Below are 14,804 nucleotides of genomic sequence, written 5' to 3' on the forward strand. Positions count from 1 at the left end.
GTCGTTCACTGTGCCGCTCTGCCGCCTCTGGTGCCCGGGTCGCCGGTGCCGCCCGTCAGGGCGTCCGGTCTTCCCTCGCTCCGGGGCCGCTCGCCGACCATCTTGCCCCAGACGATCAGCCGGTACGTACTGGTGAACTCGGGGGTGCAGGTGGTCAGCGTGAGGTAGCGGCCCGGCCCGGTGAAGCCGGAGCCGGCCGGGACGGGGGAGACGACCGCGACGTTCGCGGGCGTCGTCCGGTCGAGCCGGCCGGTGACCTCGTAGGTGTAGAAGGTGCTGCTGGTCTCCACGACGACCTTGTCGCCGGGCTGGAGGCGGTTGATGTAGCGGAAGGGCTCGCCGTGGGTGTTGCGGTGGCCCGCGAGCGCGAAGTTGCCCCGCTTGTCCCAGGGCATCGCGGTTTTCAGCGGGGCTTCGGCGTAGTGGCCGACCATGCCCTTGTCCAGCACCCGGTGCTTGTCGACGCCCTCGGCGATCGGTGCCTTCACGTCCAGGGCCGGGATGTAGAGGATCGCGAAGCCCTCCCCCGGAGCGAACGTACCGGCGTCCCGGTCGCTCCCGGCCCCCTTGTCCCAGCTGCCCCGCAGATGGCTGGCCGCGCCGCCGGCCTGCTGCTGGGCGCGGATGTTCGTCCACCACAGCTGGTAGGCGACGAACAGCAGCATCAGCACGCCGAGCGTGATGAACACCTCGCCCACGGCGCGGCTGAGCGCGATGCCCAGGCCCGCCCGGCGCGCGCGCCGACCAGCTTTGCGCCGCGCCGCACGCCCTCCCGGCGCGGTGGGCGCCTCCGCGCCCCGCGCGACGACGACCTTGCGCAGCTCCATCGTCGGCCGCTCCTCGGGCGGCAGCGGCTGCGCGACGGCCCTCACGGGCCGCTCGCCGGTGACGGTCACGGCGGGGCCGTACGGGCCGTACGAAGGGCCTGGTGAGCCGTACGGACCGGGCGCCCCGGAACCGTACGGCCCCGGCGGCGCGGGAGACGGCTCCGGCATGGGCCCCGGGTGCGGCAACGGCGCCCGGGGTGGGTCCCCGCCGGGGCCGGGCGGGGTCACGCCCCGGCCTTGCCGACCACCGGCGCGAGCCCCGCCGACCGCTCGACGGCACCGGAGTCGCCGCAGGTCACCAGCCAGTTGGCGAGCATCCGGTGGCCCCACTCGGTGAGCACGGACTCGGGGTGGAACTGCACGCCCTCGACCGGCAGCTCGCGGTGGCGCAGACCCATCGCGATGCCCGACTCGGTCCAGGCGGTCATCTCCAGCTCGGCGGGCCAGCCCTCACGGGCGACGGCGAGCGAGTGGTAGCGGGTGGCCGTGAACGGCGAGGGCAGGCCCGAGAAGACACCGGTGCCCTCGTGCGAGACCAGGGAGGTCTTGCCGTGCAGCAGCTCGGGCGCCCGGCCGACCACACCGCCGTACGCGACCGCCATCGACTGCATCCCCAGGCACACCCCGAAGACCGGCACCCCCGTCGCCGCGCAGTGCCGCACCATGTCGACGCAGACCCCGGCCTGCTCCGGGGCCCCGGGCCCGGGCGAGAGCAGCACGCCGTCGAAGCCGTCCTGGGCGTGGGAGAGTTCGACCTCGTCGTTGCGCAGCACCTCGCACGAGGCGCCGAGTTGGTACAGGTACTGGACGAGGTTGAAGACGAAGCTGTCGTAGTTGTCCACGACGAGGATGCGCGCACTCACCTGGTAACCGCCATTCCGTTGTCGACCGTCACGTCGTTGAACGGCAGCAGCGGCTCCGCCCACGGGAAGACGTACTGGAACAGGACGTAGACGACCGCCAGCACGAGCACCAGCGAGATCAGCGCCCGCACCCATGCGTTGCCCGGCAGATGCCGCCAGATCCACCCGTACATGCGCTCCCCGCTTGCCGATGACACGGTCGGTTGCACGACCAGAGTAAGGGGAGCGCGATCGTCGGGTGGGTCAGCCGGGCGAAGCCCCCGTCTCCCCGCGCACCGCCGGCCTGGTCGTCTCCAGGTGCGCCCAGACGACGAGCCGCTTGCTGTGGCCCCACTCCGGCTCGCACGTCGTCAGGGTCAGATAGCGGCCCGCGTCCCGGTAGGGGGAGCCGGCGGGCACCGGGTCGACGACGCCGACGTCGTCGGGCCGTGTGACGTACGGGCGGCCGTCGACGCGGTAGGTGAACCACGTCGCCCCATCGGTGAGCAGGACCGCGTCGCCCTCGCGCAGCCGGGGCAGGTCCTTGAACGGGTCGCCGTACGTGCGGCGGTGGCCGGCGACCGCGAAGTTGCCGACGGCGCCCGGGGCCGCGCTGTGCCCGTAGTGGCCGAGGCCGCGCTTGAGCAGCTCGGTGCCGGTGCCCTCCAGGACGGGCTTGGCCCAGTCGGCGCCGAAGCGCGGGACGTACATGACGGCGAAGGCGCGGCCCTCGGGACGGGGGGCGTCGGGGGCGGCGGGCCGCTCCTGCGCCGGTGGCGGCCCGGCCTGATCCTGTTGGTGTTCCGGCGGCTGCTGCTGTGGCTGTTCCGGCTGCCGGTCCTGCTGCGGCTGTGGCGGCTGTGGCGGCCGGTCCGGGGCCGCGGCGGGTCCGGCGGCCCAGCGGTCCCGCAGGTGGTCGATCTCGGAGTCCATGGCGCTGTCCGCCCGTAGGCCCGTCCAGTACAGGACGTAGACGACAAACAGGACGATCAACGCCCCGGCGGTGACGCACAGTTCACTCAGGGTCCGCAGGACGGGCCGTAATCGCACCGTCCGGTCTCCTTCCGCGTCAGCTTTGGGGTCTGGCGTAGTGCAGATCCACGGCGCCCGAGTAGCCGGGGAGGGTCACCGCGTCGTGCTGGTCGACCTTCCAGCCGAGTCCGTACGCGTTCACGTACGCCTGATAGTTCTGGATCGCGGGGGAGGAGTCCAGAGCCTTGCGCAGAGCACCCCGGTCGCCCACCGCCGTGATCCTGTAGGGCGGGGAGTAGAGCCGGCCCTGGAGGATCAGGGTGTTGCCGACGCAGCGGACCGCGCTGGTGGAGATCAGCCGCTGGTCCATGACCTCGATGCCCTGCGCGCCGCCCGCCCACAGGGCGTTGACCACCGCCTGGAGGTCCTGCTGGTGGATGACCAGGTCGTTCGGCTGCGGCTGCGGGACGCCGGGGATCTTCGCCGTGGCGCCCGGCGGGGCGTCGTTGAGGGTGACGGTCAGGCCAGGACCGCTCAGCGGCCGGGCGCCCGCCGAGGTCTCCAGATCGGCGAGCTTCTTGTTCTCGGCCGCGCTGTTGCCGTTGTCACGCCGGGCGAGGGCGTCGACCTGGGAGCGCAGGGCGGCGGCCCCCTCGTCCAGGGCCGCGTTCTTGCGGCTGCGCTCCTGAATGAGGTCGGACAGCCGCAGCATCGAGTCGTCGGTGCGGATATTCGTGCCGTGGGCGGTGTTGAAGCTCATCCAGAAGATGAGGCCCGCGAGAGCGAAGACACCTCCGGTCAGCAGCCGCACCGGGGCGAAGCGCCTGGAGGGCCTGCTGGTGGAGTCCGCAGAATTGCTCAACGTACCCTTATCCTCTCCGGCGCCGCGGAAGCACTACGCTAACGGACGCCCGGTGGGAAGGACGCGTTCCAGCCGCTTCCGTCCCACGGGTGACATCCTCGAACATCCCCCGTAAATCCCCCGCGCGGTCACGCAGCGCATCGACAGGAGAGTTCCTCGTGCCGAAGTCACGGATCCGCAAGAAGGACGACTTCACTCCGCCGCCCGCGGCGAAGCAGCAGAGCATCAAACTGCACTCCGGCCGTCGCTGGGTGGCCCCGCTGATGCTGGCGCTCTTCCTCATCGGGCTGGCCTGGATCGTCTGCTTCTACGTGACGAGCGGTGACATGCCAGTGGAGTCGCTGCGCAACTGGAACATCGTGGTCGGCTTCGGATTCATCGCCGCGGGGTTCGTGGTCTCCACCCAGTGGAAATAGCGCCGCTCCGGCCCCGGTGACCTGCCGGGGCCTGCCGCGGTTCCCCCGGCCGGGGGCCGGTTATCCACACCCTCGTCCACAGTGGGGAAAAACTCAGAAGATCTGTGGATAACTTCCCCGGCATTGACGCCGGTGTGACTGATCACCGGCCTTGAGCAGCGCGCGCCCACCAGCGCCTTCCAGCGGAAACGCAGCTCGGCACGGGTCTGCGCGCCCGTTCCCCACACCGTGCACAAGATTCGGTACGCGCTGTGGACAACCAGTGCCGCCGTACGGGGCGCCCGGCCGCGCCCGGCCCCCGGTTCAGCCCGTGAGCTGCAGCGTTCGCAGCACCACCGTGCCGGCGACCAGCAGCAGCGCCGCCCCGCAGGTGAGCCGCTGGACCAGCAGCCGCTTGCCGCGCGGCGCGTGCACCATCCCGTACGCGACCGCCGTGCCGATCACCAGGCCGCCGATGTGCGCCTGCCACGCGATGTTGGCCCAGGTGAACGTGAAGATCAGGTTGAGCACGAGCAGCGCGATGACCGGGCGCATGTCGTAGTTGAGCCGCCGCATCAGCACGGCGGTCGCCCCCAGCAGACCGAAGATCGCGCCGGACGCGCCGAGCGAGGGCTGGGCGGGGTCGGCCACCAGATAGGTCAGCGCCGAGCCACCGAGGCCGGCGAGCAGATACAGCGCGACGAAGCGGACCCGGCCCAGGGCAGCCTCCAGCGGCGGGCCCAGCCACCACAGCGAGATCATGTTGAAGGCGATGTGCATCGGCGACTGGTGCAGGAAGACCGACGTCAGCAGCCGGTACCACTGGCCCTCGGCGACGCCCTCCACCGGGCCGAACAGCTCGGTGCGCGCCCGGCCGAACAGCTCCAGGTCCGCGACCAGCTGATCGCCGGCCGCGAGCACCGCGAGCCACACGGCGACGTTGATGCCCAGGATCACCTTGGTGACCAGGCGCGGATCCGCGACGTGCGCGGCCCCGGCGACCGTGCGCGGCGTCGCGTCGCCGTGGCGGGGAGCGTCCCCGGCGCCCTCTCCCTCGCCGCGCACACACGGCGGGCACTGGAAACCGACCGAGGCACTGACCATGCACTCCGGACAGATGGGCCGCTCGCAGCGGGTGCAGCGGATGCCCGTCTCCCGGTCCGGGTGGCGGTAGCAGCCGACAGCCTGGTCGTTCATGCGATCCCCTCGCGCCTGTGACGGTCCGGTCCGGGCACGCTGTGCGGCGCCCGGCCGGGCCGTCGACGATCTGTCCCCCGAGCCGCACGGCCCCCGTCCGTGATACGCGCGGGCGGGGCGCCGGGTTCCCGGAAGACGGCCGCGTCCCGCCGGGCCCGCCGGGGGCGCGACGGGACGCGGCGCCGGTGTCAGCGGGTCTCGACGACGACCGACTCGATGACCACGTCGGTCAGCGGCCGGTCGGTGCGCGGGTTGGTCGCGGTGGCCGCGATCGCGTCCACGACCTTCTTGCCGGCGTCGCTGGAGACCTCGCCGAAGATCGTGTGCTTGCCCGTCAGCCACGCGGTCGGCGCGACGGTGACGAAGAACTGCGAACCGTTGGTGCCCGGACCGGCGTTGGCCATGGCCAGCAGGTAGGGCTTGGTGAAGGCGAGGTCCGGGTGGAACTCGTCCTTGAACTGGTAGCCGGGGCCGCCGGTGCCGTTGCCCAGCGGGTCACCACCCTGGATCATGAAGCCGCTGATGACACGGTGGAAGATCGTGCCGTCGTAGAGCTTGTCCTTGGTCTTCGCACCCGTCTTCGGGTTGACCCACTCCCGCTCGCCCTTGGCGAGCTCGACGAAGTTCTTGACCGTCTGGGGGGCGTGGTTCGGCAGGAGCCGCACCTCGATGTCGCCCAGATTGGTCTTGAGGGTGGCGTAGAGCTGCTCGGCCACGATCTGCCTTCCATCAGTCTGCAATGACGGCTACCGATCCTCGCACGGACCGCGGCGTCGCGAGTAGCGGGCAAACGCGCCCCGCGCGCCGCGTATCCGTGCCATGGTCGAGCGGGCCCCCGGGTCGCCCGCCGCGCGCGGGGCGCCTCCCGCCGCGTGACCCGGATGCCCGCCCGCACGTGCCGGACCACCTGGCAGAAGGCATGATTTTTCCCTGGGTGGAAAGGCGACACAGACACACGGCACCGAGGAGGACTCCCGTGACCCGCAAGGACAGCGTGCGCGCCGCGACCATCACCGCGAAGGACAGCGTGCGGCACGCGGCGGAAGTGGTGGCTCCCTACGCAGGCACGGCCAAGGACACCGCTGTGCACTACGCCCACGAGGCCCGCACCAGGCTCGCGCCCAAGGTCGTCGAAGCGGCGCACCAGGCCCGCTGCCAGTACGACGCGCACCTCCATCCCCGCATCGAGCACGCCCGCGGTTCCCTGCCCCCGAAGGTCGACGCCGCCGCCACCCGGGCCGCGGCCCGCACCCGCGAGGCCGCGCGGCAGGCCGCCGAGTACACCGCGCCCAGGGTCGCGCAGGCCCGTGCCGCCGCCGAACCCGTGCGCGACGAGGCCGTCGCCCGCGGCACCGCCGCCCTCGCGGCCCTGCGCGGCCAGGTCTCCGCCGCGGACATCGACAGGCTCGTCCGGCGCCGCGAGCGCAGGTGCCGTACGGGACGCGCGCTGCGCCGCGTCACGCTCCTCGGCCTGCTCGCGGGCGGCGCCTACGCCGCCTGGAAGTGGTGGGACAAGCAGGCCAACCCCGACTGGCTCTTCGAACCCCCGGCCCCCACCGAGGTCTCCGACGCCTCCTCCCTCGACCCGGAGGTCCGCGCGAAGCAGGCCGAGGCGGAGACCTCCCGGGAGGGGGAGGACCGGCCCTGACACGGGGCGGCGGGGCGGAACACCGGCCCGGCTCCGGCACCGCGCCTGCGGTGCCGGAGCCGGGCCGCTTCAGTAGCCGGAGGCCGTCACCAGGGTCAGCAGGACACCGCCCCCGGCGCAGCCGACCATGCCGCTCACGAACCCGGCCCGGCTCAGCCGCCGGATCGTCGCCTCCGCGTATCCCCTGACCACCATGAGCCAGCCCGCCACGGCGATGCACACACCGAGCAGGACGTAGCCGAGCACCAGCAGATGCAGTTCGTCGATCAGGTTCAGGCCGCTGTCGGGGGGAAGGCTCGCGTCCACCTTGTTCATGCTGAGCAGCACCGTGAACACGGAGGCACCGAGCACACCGAGCCGGCTCTGGAAGAAGTTGGCGTTGGGATCGCTGAGCAGGAAGGTCAGCGAGGTGATCACGAAGACCATCACGATCGGGCTGATCAGCTGCCAGAAGAGCGTGAAGGCGACGTCGCGTTCCAGGGAGATCCGCACGTTCAGCCTGCTGTAGCCGATGCCGCTGCCGGGCGGCAGCGTGGGATCCCCGAAATTGGTCACGAACCTGTGGTCCAGGACGGCCAGGCGCATACCGGTGACCTTCCAGCCGGGTACGGACGTCCCGCTGTCGTAGGCGGAGTTGCGGTCGTCCGCCTCGAAGCGGAACTGGGAGTCGTCGCGCGACGAGGTGAACACGATGTCGATGTCGTGCCGGTCGAAAGGGAAGTCCTTCAGGTTCCAGCCCTGGCGGAATTTTCCGTCGACGACGGTCAGATGCCGGTAGACACCTTTGCTCGTGGTGGTGACCGGATTGCTCTTGGCCGGCTCGTAGCCGTTGGAGAACAGCATGTTGGGAATCGGGTCCAGGTCGGCCCGCGGGCACAGTGACCACACGTCGAGCCGGGCGGAGAACGCGTTGTGCCCCGGGTCCACGTCGTAGATCGCCGCGACGTAGGCGCCCACTCTGCAACTCGGCACAGCGGCCCGCGCCGGTGCGCCGGACGACAGGAGCAGCACCAGCCCGAGCGCCGAGAGGACCACGGCGACGGCGGGTACGTTCCGGCGCGGGCCGGAAACGACAGCGAAGAGCATGGCGGCAGCCCCCACCCCAGAACTCGCCGACGACTCCGGTGATGCGGACGGCCCGAATGCACAGGGCGAGCCCGGTCACTCACCGGGTTCTGCGACCACTTCCCCTCCCGTCTACCCGGGCCGCTGTGACAGGTATGCAGGACCACTGGTTTTCTGTGGACTTGTTTTCTTGCTCTTCTTGTGGCCCCGTTCCGCCTTCTTGTGGCCCCGTTCCGCGAGTGCCACCGGTTCACAGGTCACGGCAGAAGCTGTCGATCATGGCCCGGGTGACGTGCGGCATGGCCACGAGATGGGCGAGGTTTCCGCTGGTGGCCAGGTGCCATCGGCGGCACACGTGCGCCGGCGGGCGGTCGAAGACCACGGTGGCGGAGGACGGATGGCGCCACGGGCGCCGGCCGAGCGCGGCCAGCCGCTCGCAGGCGTAGTCCGCGGTGGCCAGGCAGCGGCGCACCCGTGCTGCCAGGCCGCGGGAGCCGAGCCGGCGCAGGGCGTACCAGAGCAGCATGGGGGTCAGGGCGTTGCGCGAGCAGGCCAGGGTGGCGTCGGTCGCCCCCAGGTAGTCGTACGGTCCGCGACGCGGCACCAGGTGCTCGCGGGCCATGGCGATGCCGCAGGGCACCGGGGTGCCGATGAGCTTGTGCCCGCTGACGGTCAGGGTGTCGGCACCCGACTCGAAACCCCAGGGGGGCCGGTGGGGCGAGAAGGCGGCGAGGAGCCCGCCCAGGGCCGCGTCGACATGGAGGTGGATCTCTCCCGCCGGGGCGAGGGCGGCGCGGACGGCCGGCAGATCGTCGACGCCGCCGAGCATGGTGGTGCCCACGGTGGCGACGACCACGGCCCCTCTCCCCGCTCTGGCACCGCAGGCGGCCCGCAGCGCCCGGGTGTCGAGGCCGCCGTCCCTGCGGCAGGGGACACGGACGGCGTCCATGCGCAGCAGTTCGGCGGTGCGTTCCACCGTGTAGTGGGCCGCGGCGCTGTAGTAGAGCGGCGCGTCGGGCAGTCGCCGCCGCCCCAGGTACATGCCGAAGAAGTTGCCCTCGGCGCCGCCACTGGTGACGTATCCGTAGACGTGCGCGGGATCCGCCCCGGCGAGCCCGGCCAGGAAACGCACCACAGGGCGTTCGAAGGGCTGCCGGTCGGTCCGCGCGGTGTCGGGCGCACCGGGATCCCCCACGGTGTTCCACAGCACGTCGAGCATGCCGCCGAAGGGGCGGTAGTCGAATTCGAGGTTCACGGGATGGCCCAGGAAAGTACGGCGCAGCCGCCTCAGCCGCTCGCTGTGCTCGTGCAGCAGCCGGGCGTCCTCCGCAGCGCCGCACGCCGGCACCGGCGTGATCTCCAGCAAGGCGTCGAGCCGGCGGTCGGCACCCGGCCGCTCGGGAGCGGTCACGTCACCGGAGCCCGCCAGGAGGGATGCAGGCACGGACCGCCGGGGAGGGAGAGCACCGGCAGCGGTACGAATCCGTGGCGCAGGACCAGCCGCTGGCTGCGCCTGGTGCTGGACTCCACATAGACGCCCACCCGCTCCCGGTCGGCCCGGCGCAGGACGTGGCGCAGGGTCGCCGTGCCGATCCCCCTTCCCCGCAAGGACGGGCGGACAGCGCTGAACACCAGGTGGTAGTGCGGCGTGTGACGAGGACGGCGGGCGTCCAGGAGACGGAACAGCTGGAGAGTGCGGTGCGCGTCCTCGCCGGTCCGCTCGCGCAGAGCCCGCTCGAAGTCCGCTTTCCGTGCCGCGTGGGCGGGCGCGTCCTGCGCCTCGCCGGCGGGCGCGCGGCACGGAGGGGAGAAGAGCCGCACCCCGGCCAGATCGCCCGCGACCAGCAGCCCGTCCACACGCAGTGCTTCACCGACGAAGAACGCGAAGAACGCGGGCAGCACAGCCGCCCTGCGCCCGGGATCGGGCAACTGCCACCGGGCCACGGGATCGTCCGCGAAGGCCTCCGCCAGCACCTGGACGGCCTGCCGCAGATCCGAGGCGGTCCCCCGGCGGACCCCGGCGCCCACGGCGGGGGCCGGGGGCGGGCCGGGTACGCGCGGAGTGATCGGCATGGCGGCTCCTGACAACGCTACGACTGGAGAACGTCGACCTGGATCGTGTAGCTGTATTTCTTCAGGCCCTCTGTGGAGTTGCAGGCCGCGGTGTCGGCGGCGACATCCGTCATGACCATATTGGTCTGGATCGAGACACCGCTGAGCAGTCCGCTGACCCCTTTGCCCGTACCGGGAACCGGTTTCAGGAAGTTCCCGTTCGCGATGGTCAGGGTGTTGCTGCCCTTGACGGTCGAGTTGTCGTCGAGCGTCCATGTGACGTCAATGGTCAGATTCCCGTTGGCCAGGACACAGGTCGAGTTCGTCATCGACCCGGTGGCCGTCACCGAACGCTTGACGATGGAGTGGCCGCCGGTCGCCGATTTGTCGGGGCGCAGATCCTGGCAGGACCCCTCGCTCGACGCGGTGACGTCCACCGTCCGCGGCGTGAGGGACGTCAGCCCCTGATTCGGGTTCGCCTTGTCCGCGAAGGTCCCCGAACCGTTGAGCGTGCACGCCACCGCTTCGGGCACCCGCCGCTCTTTGTGCCTTTCCGTCGTGGCCCCGGGCTGTTGCGGGGAAAACGCCATGACGCAGAACGAAGCGGCGAGCACGGCAGGAGTGCGAAAGGTGGTCACCATTCCTCCAGGGAATTCCGGGAATCGCCCTCAACGTTCTTTCACCGGACGACGGATGACGACGGATCGTACTGGGCCGCGAGTGACTATTCCCGGTGACAGGCCGGAAAGGGGACAGGCCGGAAAGCCGAGGCGACAGGAACGCACCACTCCGCTGCGGGACGGGCCCGGCCGTCCCCGCCACCGCGGCAGGACGACAGGGCGGCAGGACGGCAGGACGGCAGGACGACACGAAGGCCGCCGCCCGGCCGCGGCCGCCTCGCCCCGGCAAAGGCACCGCTCCCGGCGCCGCACGCGTCGAGCGCCCGGCGGACCGCCCCGGGCACCGGCGGCGACAGGAAGCGGGGCAGGGAGCCGTCCGCCCCGGCCCCACAGCGGCTCCCACGGAACGCGAAAATGCCCTCCGACACGGCGTTCCCGCAGGTCAGAGGGCATTCGATGGGTGGAGCCTAGGGGAGTCGAACCCGAAATCGTTACCTTTCCGACCTGCGGAAACGCCGGAGACTCGGACAATAGGGCCCGTTTCCATCCTGTTGAATCCCGCTCGATCCCGTTCCATCCGGGGGGCGTGCTGACACGTCAACACAGGGCCACCGATCATTGCACTAGCGAACCAACTCAAGCGCCAACCGCACTATGGCCCCTCAGTGTTCGGCTTTCGTGACCCGAAGATAGTCAACGCTGGAGCAAATAACGCCGTCGATGCTCCTCGGGCGATTACGACGGGCGTCCGGTAGCCACCGTGAAAGTCGGCAGTCACCACCGTGCCAAGGGCCTGGGTTCACGCACGTCAACCTGCCCCACCACGCCCCCTCCGACGGCCCGGGCTTGGTGGGCGAGGACATCCTGGGCAAACGCGCCGCGTTGGAACGCACCCAATCCATGACCCTGATGCCGACTCGAGACCCCTATGCCTGGGCTCGGTGCGACGCGGGAGGCCAGCCAGTGAGCGCTGTAGGGCCGGTCAGGCGGCGCCAAGCAGGCGGACCATGTCGACGGTGCGGTGCGAGAAGCCGGACTCGTTGTCGTACCAGCCGACGACCTTGACCAGGGAACCGCCGTGGCCGTCGTCGCTGACCATGGTGAGCTGCGCGTCGAAGGTGCACGAGGCGGCGGTGCCGAGGATGTCGGTGGAGACGAGCGGCTCCTCGCTGAAGGTGAGGATGCCCTTCAACGGGCCATCGGCGGCCCGTGCGAAGGCCGCGTTGACCTCCTCGACGGTGACGGAGCGCTCGACCTCAACGGTCAGGTCCACGATCGAGCCGTCGGCGACCGGCACGCGCATGGCAAGGCCGTCCAGGCGGCCGGCCAGCTCCGGCAGGACCAGGCCGATGGCCCGGGCGGCGCCGGTGGAGGTGGGGATGATGTTGCTTGCAGCGGCCCGCGCCCGGCGGAAGTCGCGGTGGGGGGCGTCGTGGAGGCGCTGGTCGCTGGTGTAGGCGTGCGCGGTGTTCATCATGCCGCGCCGCACGCCAAACGCTTCGTGCAGCACCTTGGCCATGGGGGCGGCGCAGTTGGTCGTGCAGGAGGCGTTCGAGACGATCTTCTGGGAGCCGTCGAAGTCGCCGTCGTTGACGCCGAGAACGACGGTGAGGTCCACGTTGGTGGCGGGCGCGGAGATCAGGACCCGGCGCGCGCCGGCCCGCAGGTGGGCAGTCGCGGCCGCGCCGTCGGTGAACACGCCGGTGGACTCCACCACGACGTCGATGCCGAGCTCGCCCCAGGGCAGGTCGGCAGGGTCCTTGCGGCGCAGCACGGGGACGGTCCGGCCGTCGACGACGAGGCAGTCGTCCCCGGCGGCGACCGGCTGCTCCAGACGGCCGTGCACTGAGTCGTAACGCAGCAGGTGAGCAAGGAGGGCGGGGTCGGTGAGGTCGTTGACGGCCGCGATCTCCACGTCGGGCCGCCCGAGGATGATGCGGGCGACGTTGCGCCCGATGCGACCGAAGCCGTTGATGGCGATGCGTACAGTCATGGTGATGCTCCTTGGAGAAAGTCCTTGGGGAAGGCCCTGGGTGACAGGAAGGTCAGGAAGCGGCGGCCCGCTGCTTCGCGGCCCGCCAGGAGGACAGCGCCAGCAGGGCTCCGACGAAGAACGCCGCGGAGGCGATGACAGCCGCGGTGTGCAGGCCAGGCACGAGGTCGCCCGAGGCCGCGGTGAGGGTGCTGAAGAGAGCCACGCCCACGGCGTTGCCGATCTGCCGCGCCACGTTGAACACCGCCGACGCCACACCGGCACTCTCGTCCGGGGCGGCCTGAACGATGGCGGCGGTCGCGGCCGGGACCGTGGTCGGGGTGGCCAGGCCGGTGGTGATCAGGGCGAAAAGCAATACCCAGTACGGGGTGTCCGGTCCCGCCAACAGCCAGCCGAGAAAGCCGACGGATCCGAGCAGCAGGGCTGCTGTCATGGGGACGTACGGTCCGTACCGTGCGGTGAGGCGGCCGGAGAGGGGGGCCGCCACGACGGCCATGCACACGGTCGGCAGCAGGGCGATGCCGGCACCCAGGGCGTCGTACCCGCGCTCGTTCTGCAGGTACAGCGTGGACAGGTAGAGCATGCCGTAGTAACCGAGGTTCAGCAGGACGCCGACGGCCGCAGAGGAGGAGAAGCCGGGGGAGCGGAAGAGCGAGGGGGGCAGCAGCGGGGCCTTCCCGTCTTCGGCGCGGGTCTCGAGACGGCGCTCGACCAGCAGGAACAGGCCCAGCGCGACGACGCTGACGGCCAGGGCGCCCAGCACGACCGGCGAGGACCAGCCCTTGGTGCCCGCTTCGTTGAGCATGGCGGCCAGCGCAGTCAGGCCAACGATGCCGAGTACCTGACCAAGCGGGTCCAGGCTGCGTCCACCGGTGCGCGCCTTGGGGGACGGCACGTACTTCACGGTCAGCCACATGCCGAGGAAGGCGATCGGCACGTTGATCCAGAAAGCGGTGCGCCAGTTCAGGCCGCCCACGAGCAGGCCGCCGACCAGCGGTCCGGCAGCGAAGGCGACACCGGCGACACCGCCCCAGACACCGATGACCTTGGCACGCGCGGCCCGCTCCGGGTACGCCGCGGCCAGCAGCGCCAGGGAGGTGGGAACCAACAGAGCGCCGCCGGCGCCCTGCAACAGCCGGGAGGCGATCAACGTGGCGGCATTGGTGGCCACGCCGCAGCCGACGGAGGCCACGGTGAAAACGCCGAGGCCGGTGAGGAACACCTTGCGGTGGCCCAGGCGGTCGCCGAGCCCGCCTCCGAGGAGCAGCAGACCGGCGAAAACAGTGCTGTAACCGTCCACGACCCAGGCCATGGCGGAGGTGCTGGCTCCGACGGACTCCCGGATGGTGGGAACAGCCACGGTGACGACGGTGACGTCGAGCATCACCAGGAAGTAGCCGAGGCTGAGCGCGATGAGAGGCGGCCAGGACAGCCGCTCCTGCGCGGCTGGCGCGACGGCGACCGGGTCTGTCGTAGTACTCATGGCGACGATACTCGGCGCCGAATGCTTAGTGCCCTGCCAAAGTGTGAATGTAAGCTCCTGATCATGAAGGAAGTGATGCGCGAGCCGGACCCGGCACGGGCTGCCCGGCTGTTCGCCAGCGCCTCCCGGGCCCGGATGCTCAAGGCACTGTGCGATGGGCGTCCGCTGGCAACCAGCGTGCTGGCGGCCGAGGCCGGCGTCAGCGTGGCGACCGCGAGCGTCCACCTCGGGCAGCTCGTCGAGGCAGGGCTCGTCCTGGTCAAACACTCGGGGCGCCACCGCTACTACCGCCTGGCGAGCCCGGAAGTGGCCGTCGCCCTGGAAGCACTTGCCGTCATCGCTCCGAGCGACACGACCCCCGTCACATCCTTGCGCGTCAGCAGCCGGGAGAACGCCCTGCGCCGGTCACGCACCTGCTACGACCACTTGGCCGGTTCACTGGGTGTGGCGCTCATGGGGGCATTCCTCGACCAGGAGCTGCTGACCGGCCACACGACGGGTACAGCCCCGCGCACCATCGCCGACCGGCCCGCGTCTTACGGCAAAGACGTCGAGTACCGGCTGACCCCGGACGGCGCGGAGCGCTTCCGCGCCTTCGGGGTCGACGTCGACAGGCTGTCCGGCGCCCGACGCCCCACGGTGCGGTACTGCGTGGATTGGAGCGAGCAGCGCCACCACCTCGCCGGCGCTCTGGGCGCCGAAGTGACCGCGCGCTTCTTCACGCTGGGCTGGCTGCGCTACGGCGTCTCCCCGCGCGTGGTCCACCTCACTGACAGGGGACGGCGCGGGCTGGCCGAGTCCTTCGCGGTCACCGTGGCCGACTGACGACCCGTACGCCGCTGGTACGC

The 14,804-nt window shown here is 71.1% G+C and carries 16 protein-coding genes; 3 read left to right on the forward strand and 13 right to left on the reverse strand.

The window, feature by feature from the left end:
• Window positions 1-5: 5 nt before the first annotated feature.
• From ACFP1Z_RS05930 to ACFP1Z_RS05950, 5 genes are all read right to left on the reverse strand, one after another.
• A complete protein-coding gene (locus tag ACFP1Z_RS05930; RefSeq protein WP_390314820.1) occupies window positions 6-896 on the reverse strand; it encodes a class E sortase in 891 nt (296 codons plus the stop codon).
• A 155-nt stretch (window positions 897-1,051) separates the two neighbouring features.
• Window positions 1,052-1,690 carry an aminodeoxychorismate/anthranilate synthase component II gene (locus ACFP1Z_RS05935; RefSeq protein WP_390314821.1) on the reverse strand — a complete coding sequence of 213 codons (639 nt, stop codon included), beginning with the start codon at window positions 1,688-1,690 and terminating at the stop codon, window positions 1,052-1,054.
• Window positions 1,687-1,863: a hypothetical protein gene (locus tag ACFP1Z_RS05940; RefSeq protein ID WP_390314822.1), complete on the reverse strand. Its 177-nt coding sequence runs from the start codon at window positions 1,861-1,863 to the stop codon at window positions 1,687-1,689. Before ACFP1Z_RS05940 ends, ACFP1Z_RS05935 begins: the two co-directional genes overlap by 4 nt.
• A gap of 70 nt (window positions 1,864-1,933) precedes the next feature.
• Window positions 1,934-2,719 (reverse strand): class E sortase, encoded by a 786-nt coding sequence (locus ACFP1Z_RS05945; protein ID WP_390314823.1) that lies wholly within the window; start codon window positions 2,717-2,719, stop codon window positions 1,934-1,936.
• A 19-nt stretch (window positions 2,720-2,738) separates the two neighbouring features.
• Window positions 2,739-3,503, reverse strand: a complete 765-nt coding sequence (locus ACFP1Z_RS05950) for a DUF881 domain-containing protein (RefSeq protein ID WP_390314824.1) — start codon at window positions 3,501-3,503, stop codon at window positions 2,739-2,741.
• A gap of 158 nt (window positions 3,504-3,661) precedes the next feature.
• Between ACFP1Z_RS05950 and crgA the strand changes: the two genes are divergently transcribed.
• A complete protein-coding gene (crgA, locus tag ACFP1Z_RS05955; RefSeq protein WP_390314825.1) occupies window positions 3,662-3,919 on the forward strand; it encodes a cell division protein CrgA in 258 nt (85 codons plus the stop codon).
• A gap of 303 nt (window positions 3,920-4,222) precedes the next feature.
• Here crgA and ACFP1Z_RS05960 read toward each other — a convergent pair whose 3' ends face one another.
• Together ACFP1Z_RS05960 and ACFP1Z_RS05965 are read right to left on the reverse strand one after the other, a co-directional pair.
• Window positions 4,223-5,095 (reverse strand): rhomboid family intramembrane serine protease, encoded by an 873-nt coding sequence (locus tag ACFP1Z_RS05960; RefSeq protein ID WP_390314826.1) that lies wholly within the window; start codon window positions 5,093-5,095, stop codon window positions 4,223-4,225.
• A gap of 188 nt (window positions 5,096-5,283) precedes the next feature.
• Window positions 5,284-5,811, reverse strand: a complete 528-nt coding sequence (locus ACFP1Z_RS05965) for a peptidylprolyl isomerase (RefSeq protein WP_390314827.1) — start codon at window positions 5,809-5,811, stop codon at window positions 5,284-5,286.
• A 260-nt stretch (window positions 5,812-6,071) separates the two neighbouring features.
• Here ACFP1Z_RS05965 and ACFP1Z_RS05970 point away from each other — a divergent pair, with 260 nt between their 5' ends.
• Window positions 6,072-6,743 carry a DUF5324 family protein gene (locus tag ACFP1Z_RS05970; RefSeq protein WP_390314828.1) on the forward strand — a complete coding sequence of 224 codons (672 nt, stop codon included), beginning with the start codon at window positions 6,072-6,074 and terminating at the stop codon, window positions 6,741-6,743.
• A gap of 69 nt (window positions 6,744-6,812) precedes the next feature.
• Here the strand turns inward: ACFP1Z_RS05970 and ACFP1Z_RS05975 are convergent, their stop codons facing one another.
• From ACFP1Z_RS05975 to ACFP1Z_RS06000, 6 genes are all read right to left on the reverse strand, one after another.
• Window positions 6,813-7,829, reverse strand: a complete 1,017-nt coding sequence (locus tag ACFP1Z_RS05975) for a ligand-gated ion channel (RefSeq protein WP_390314829.1) — start codon at window positions 7,827-7,829, stop codon at window positions 6,813-6,815.
• A gap of 229 nt (window positions 7,830-8,058) precedes the next feature.
• On the reverse strand, window positions 8,059-9,252 hold the full coding sequence (locus ACFP1Z_RS05980; protein ID WP_390314830.1) for a histidine decarboxylase: 1,194 nt from the start codon (window positions 9,250-9,252) through the stop codon (window positions 8,059-8,061).
• On the reverse strand, window positions 9,216-9,881 hold the full coding sequence (locus ACFP1Z_RS05985) for a GNAT family N-acetyltransferase (protein ID WP_390314831.1): 666 nt from the start codon (window positions 9,879-9,881) through the stop codon (window positions 9,216-9,218). Before ACFP1Z_RS05985 ends, ACFP1Z_RS05980 begins: the two co-directional genes overlap by 37 nt.
• A gap of 17 nt (window positions 9,882-9,898) precedes the next feature.
• The gene (locus tag ACFP1Z_RS05990) at window positions 9,899-10,501 is read right to left on the reverse strand and encodes a hypothetical protein (protein WP_390314832.1); all 603 of its coding nucleotides are present in this window, start codon (window positions 10,499-10,501) and stop codon (window positions 9,899-9,901) included.
• A 961-nt stretch (window positions 10,502-11,462) separates the two neighbouring features.
• Window positions 11,463-12,473 carry a type I glyceraldehyde-3-phosphate dehydrogenase gene (gene gap, locus ACFP1Z_RS05995; protein ID WP_390314833.1) on the reverse strand — a complete coding sequence of 337 codons (1,011 nt, stop codon included), beginning with the start codon at window positions 12,471-12,473 and terminating at the stop codon, window positions 11,463-11,465.
• Window positions 12,474-12,525: 52 nt separating this feature from the next.
• Window positions 12,526-13,956: a DHA2 family efflux MFS transporter permease subunit gene (locus ACFP1Z_RS06000; RefSeq protein ID WP_390314834.1), complete on the reverse strand. Its 1,431-nt coding sequence runs from the start codon at window positions 13,954-13,956 to the stop codon at window positions 12,526-12,528.
• A 63-nt stretch (window positions 13,957-14,019) separates the two neighbouring features.
• Here ACFP1Z_RS06000 and ACFP1Z_RS06005 point away from each other — a divergent pair, with 63 nt between their 5' ends.
• Window positions 14,020-14,781, forward strand: a complete 762-nt coding sequence (locus tag ACFP1Z_RS06005) for an ArsR/SmtB family transcription factor (RefSeq protein WP_390314835.1) — start codon at window positions 14,020-14,022, stop codon at window positions 14,779-14,781.
• Window positions 14,782-14,804: the final 23 nt, after the last annotated feature.

Source organism: Streptomyces gamaensis, assembly GCF_042656465.1.
Lineage (GTDB): Bacteria > Actinomycetota > Actinomycetes > Streptomycetales > Streptomycetaceae > Streptomyces > Streptomyces gamaensis.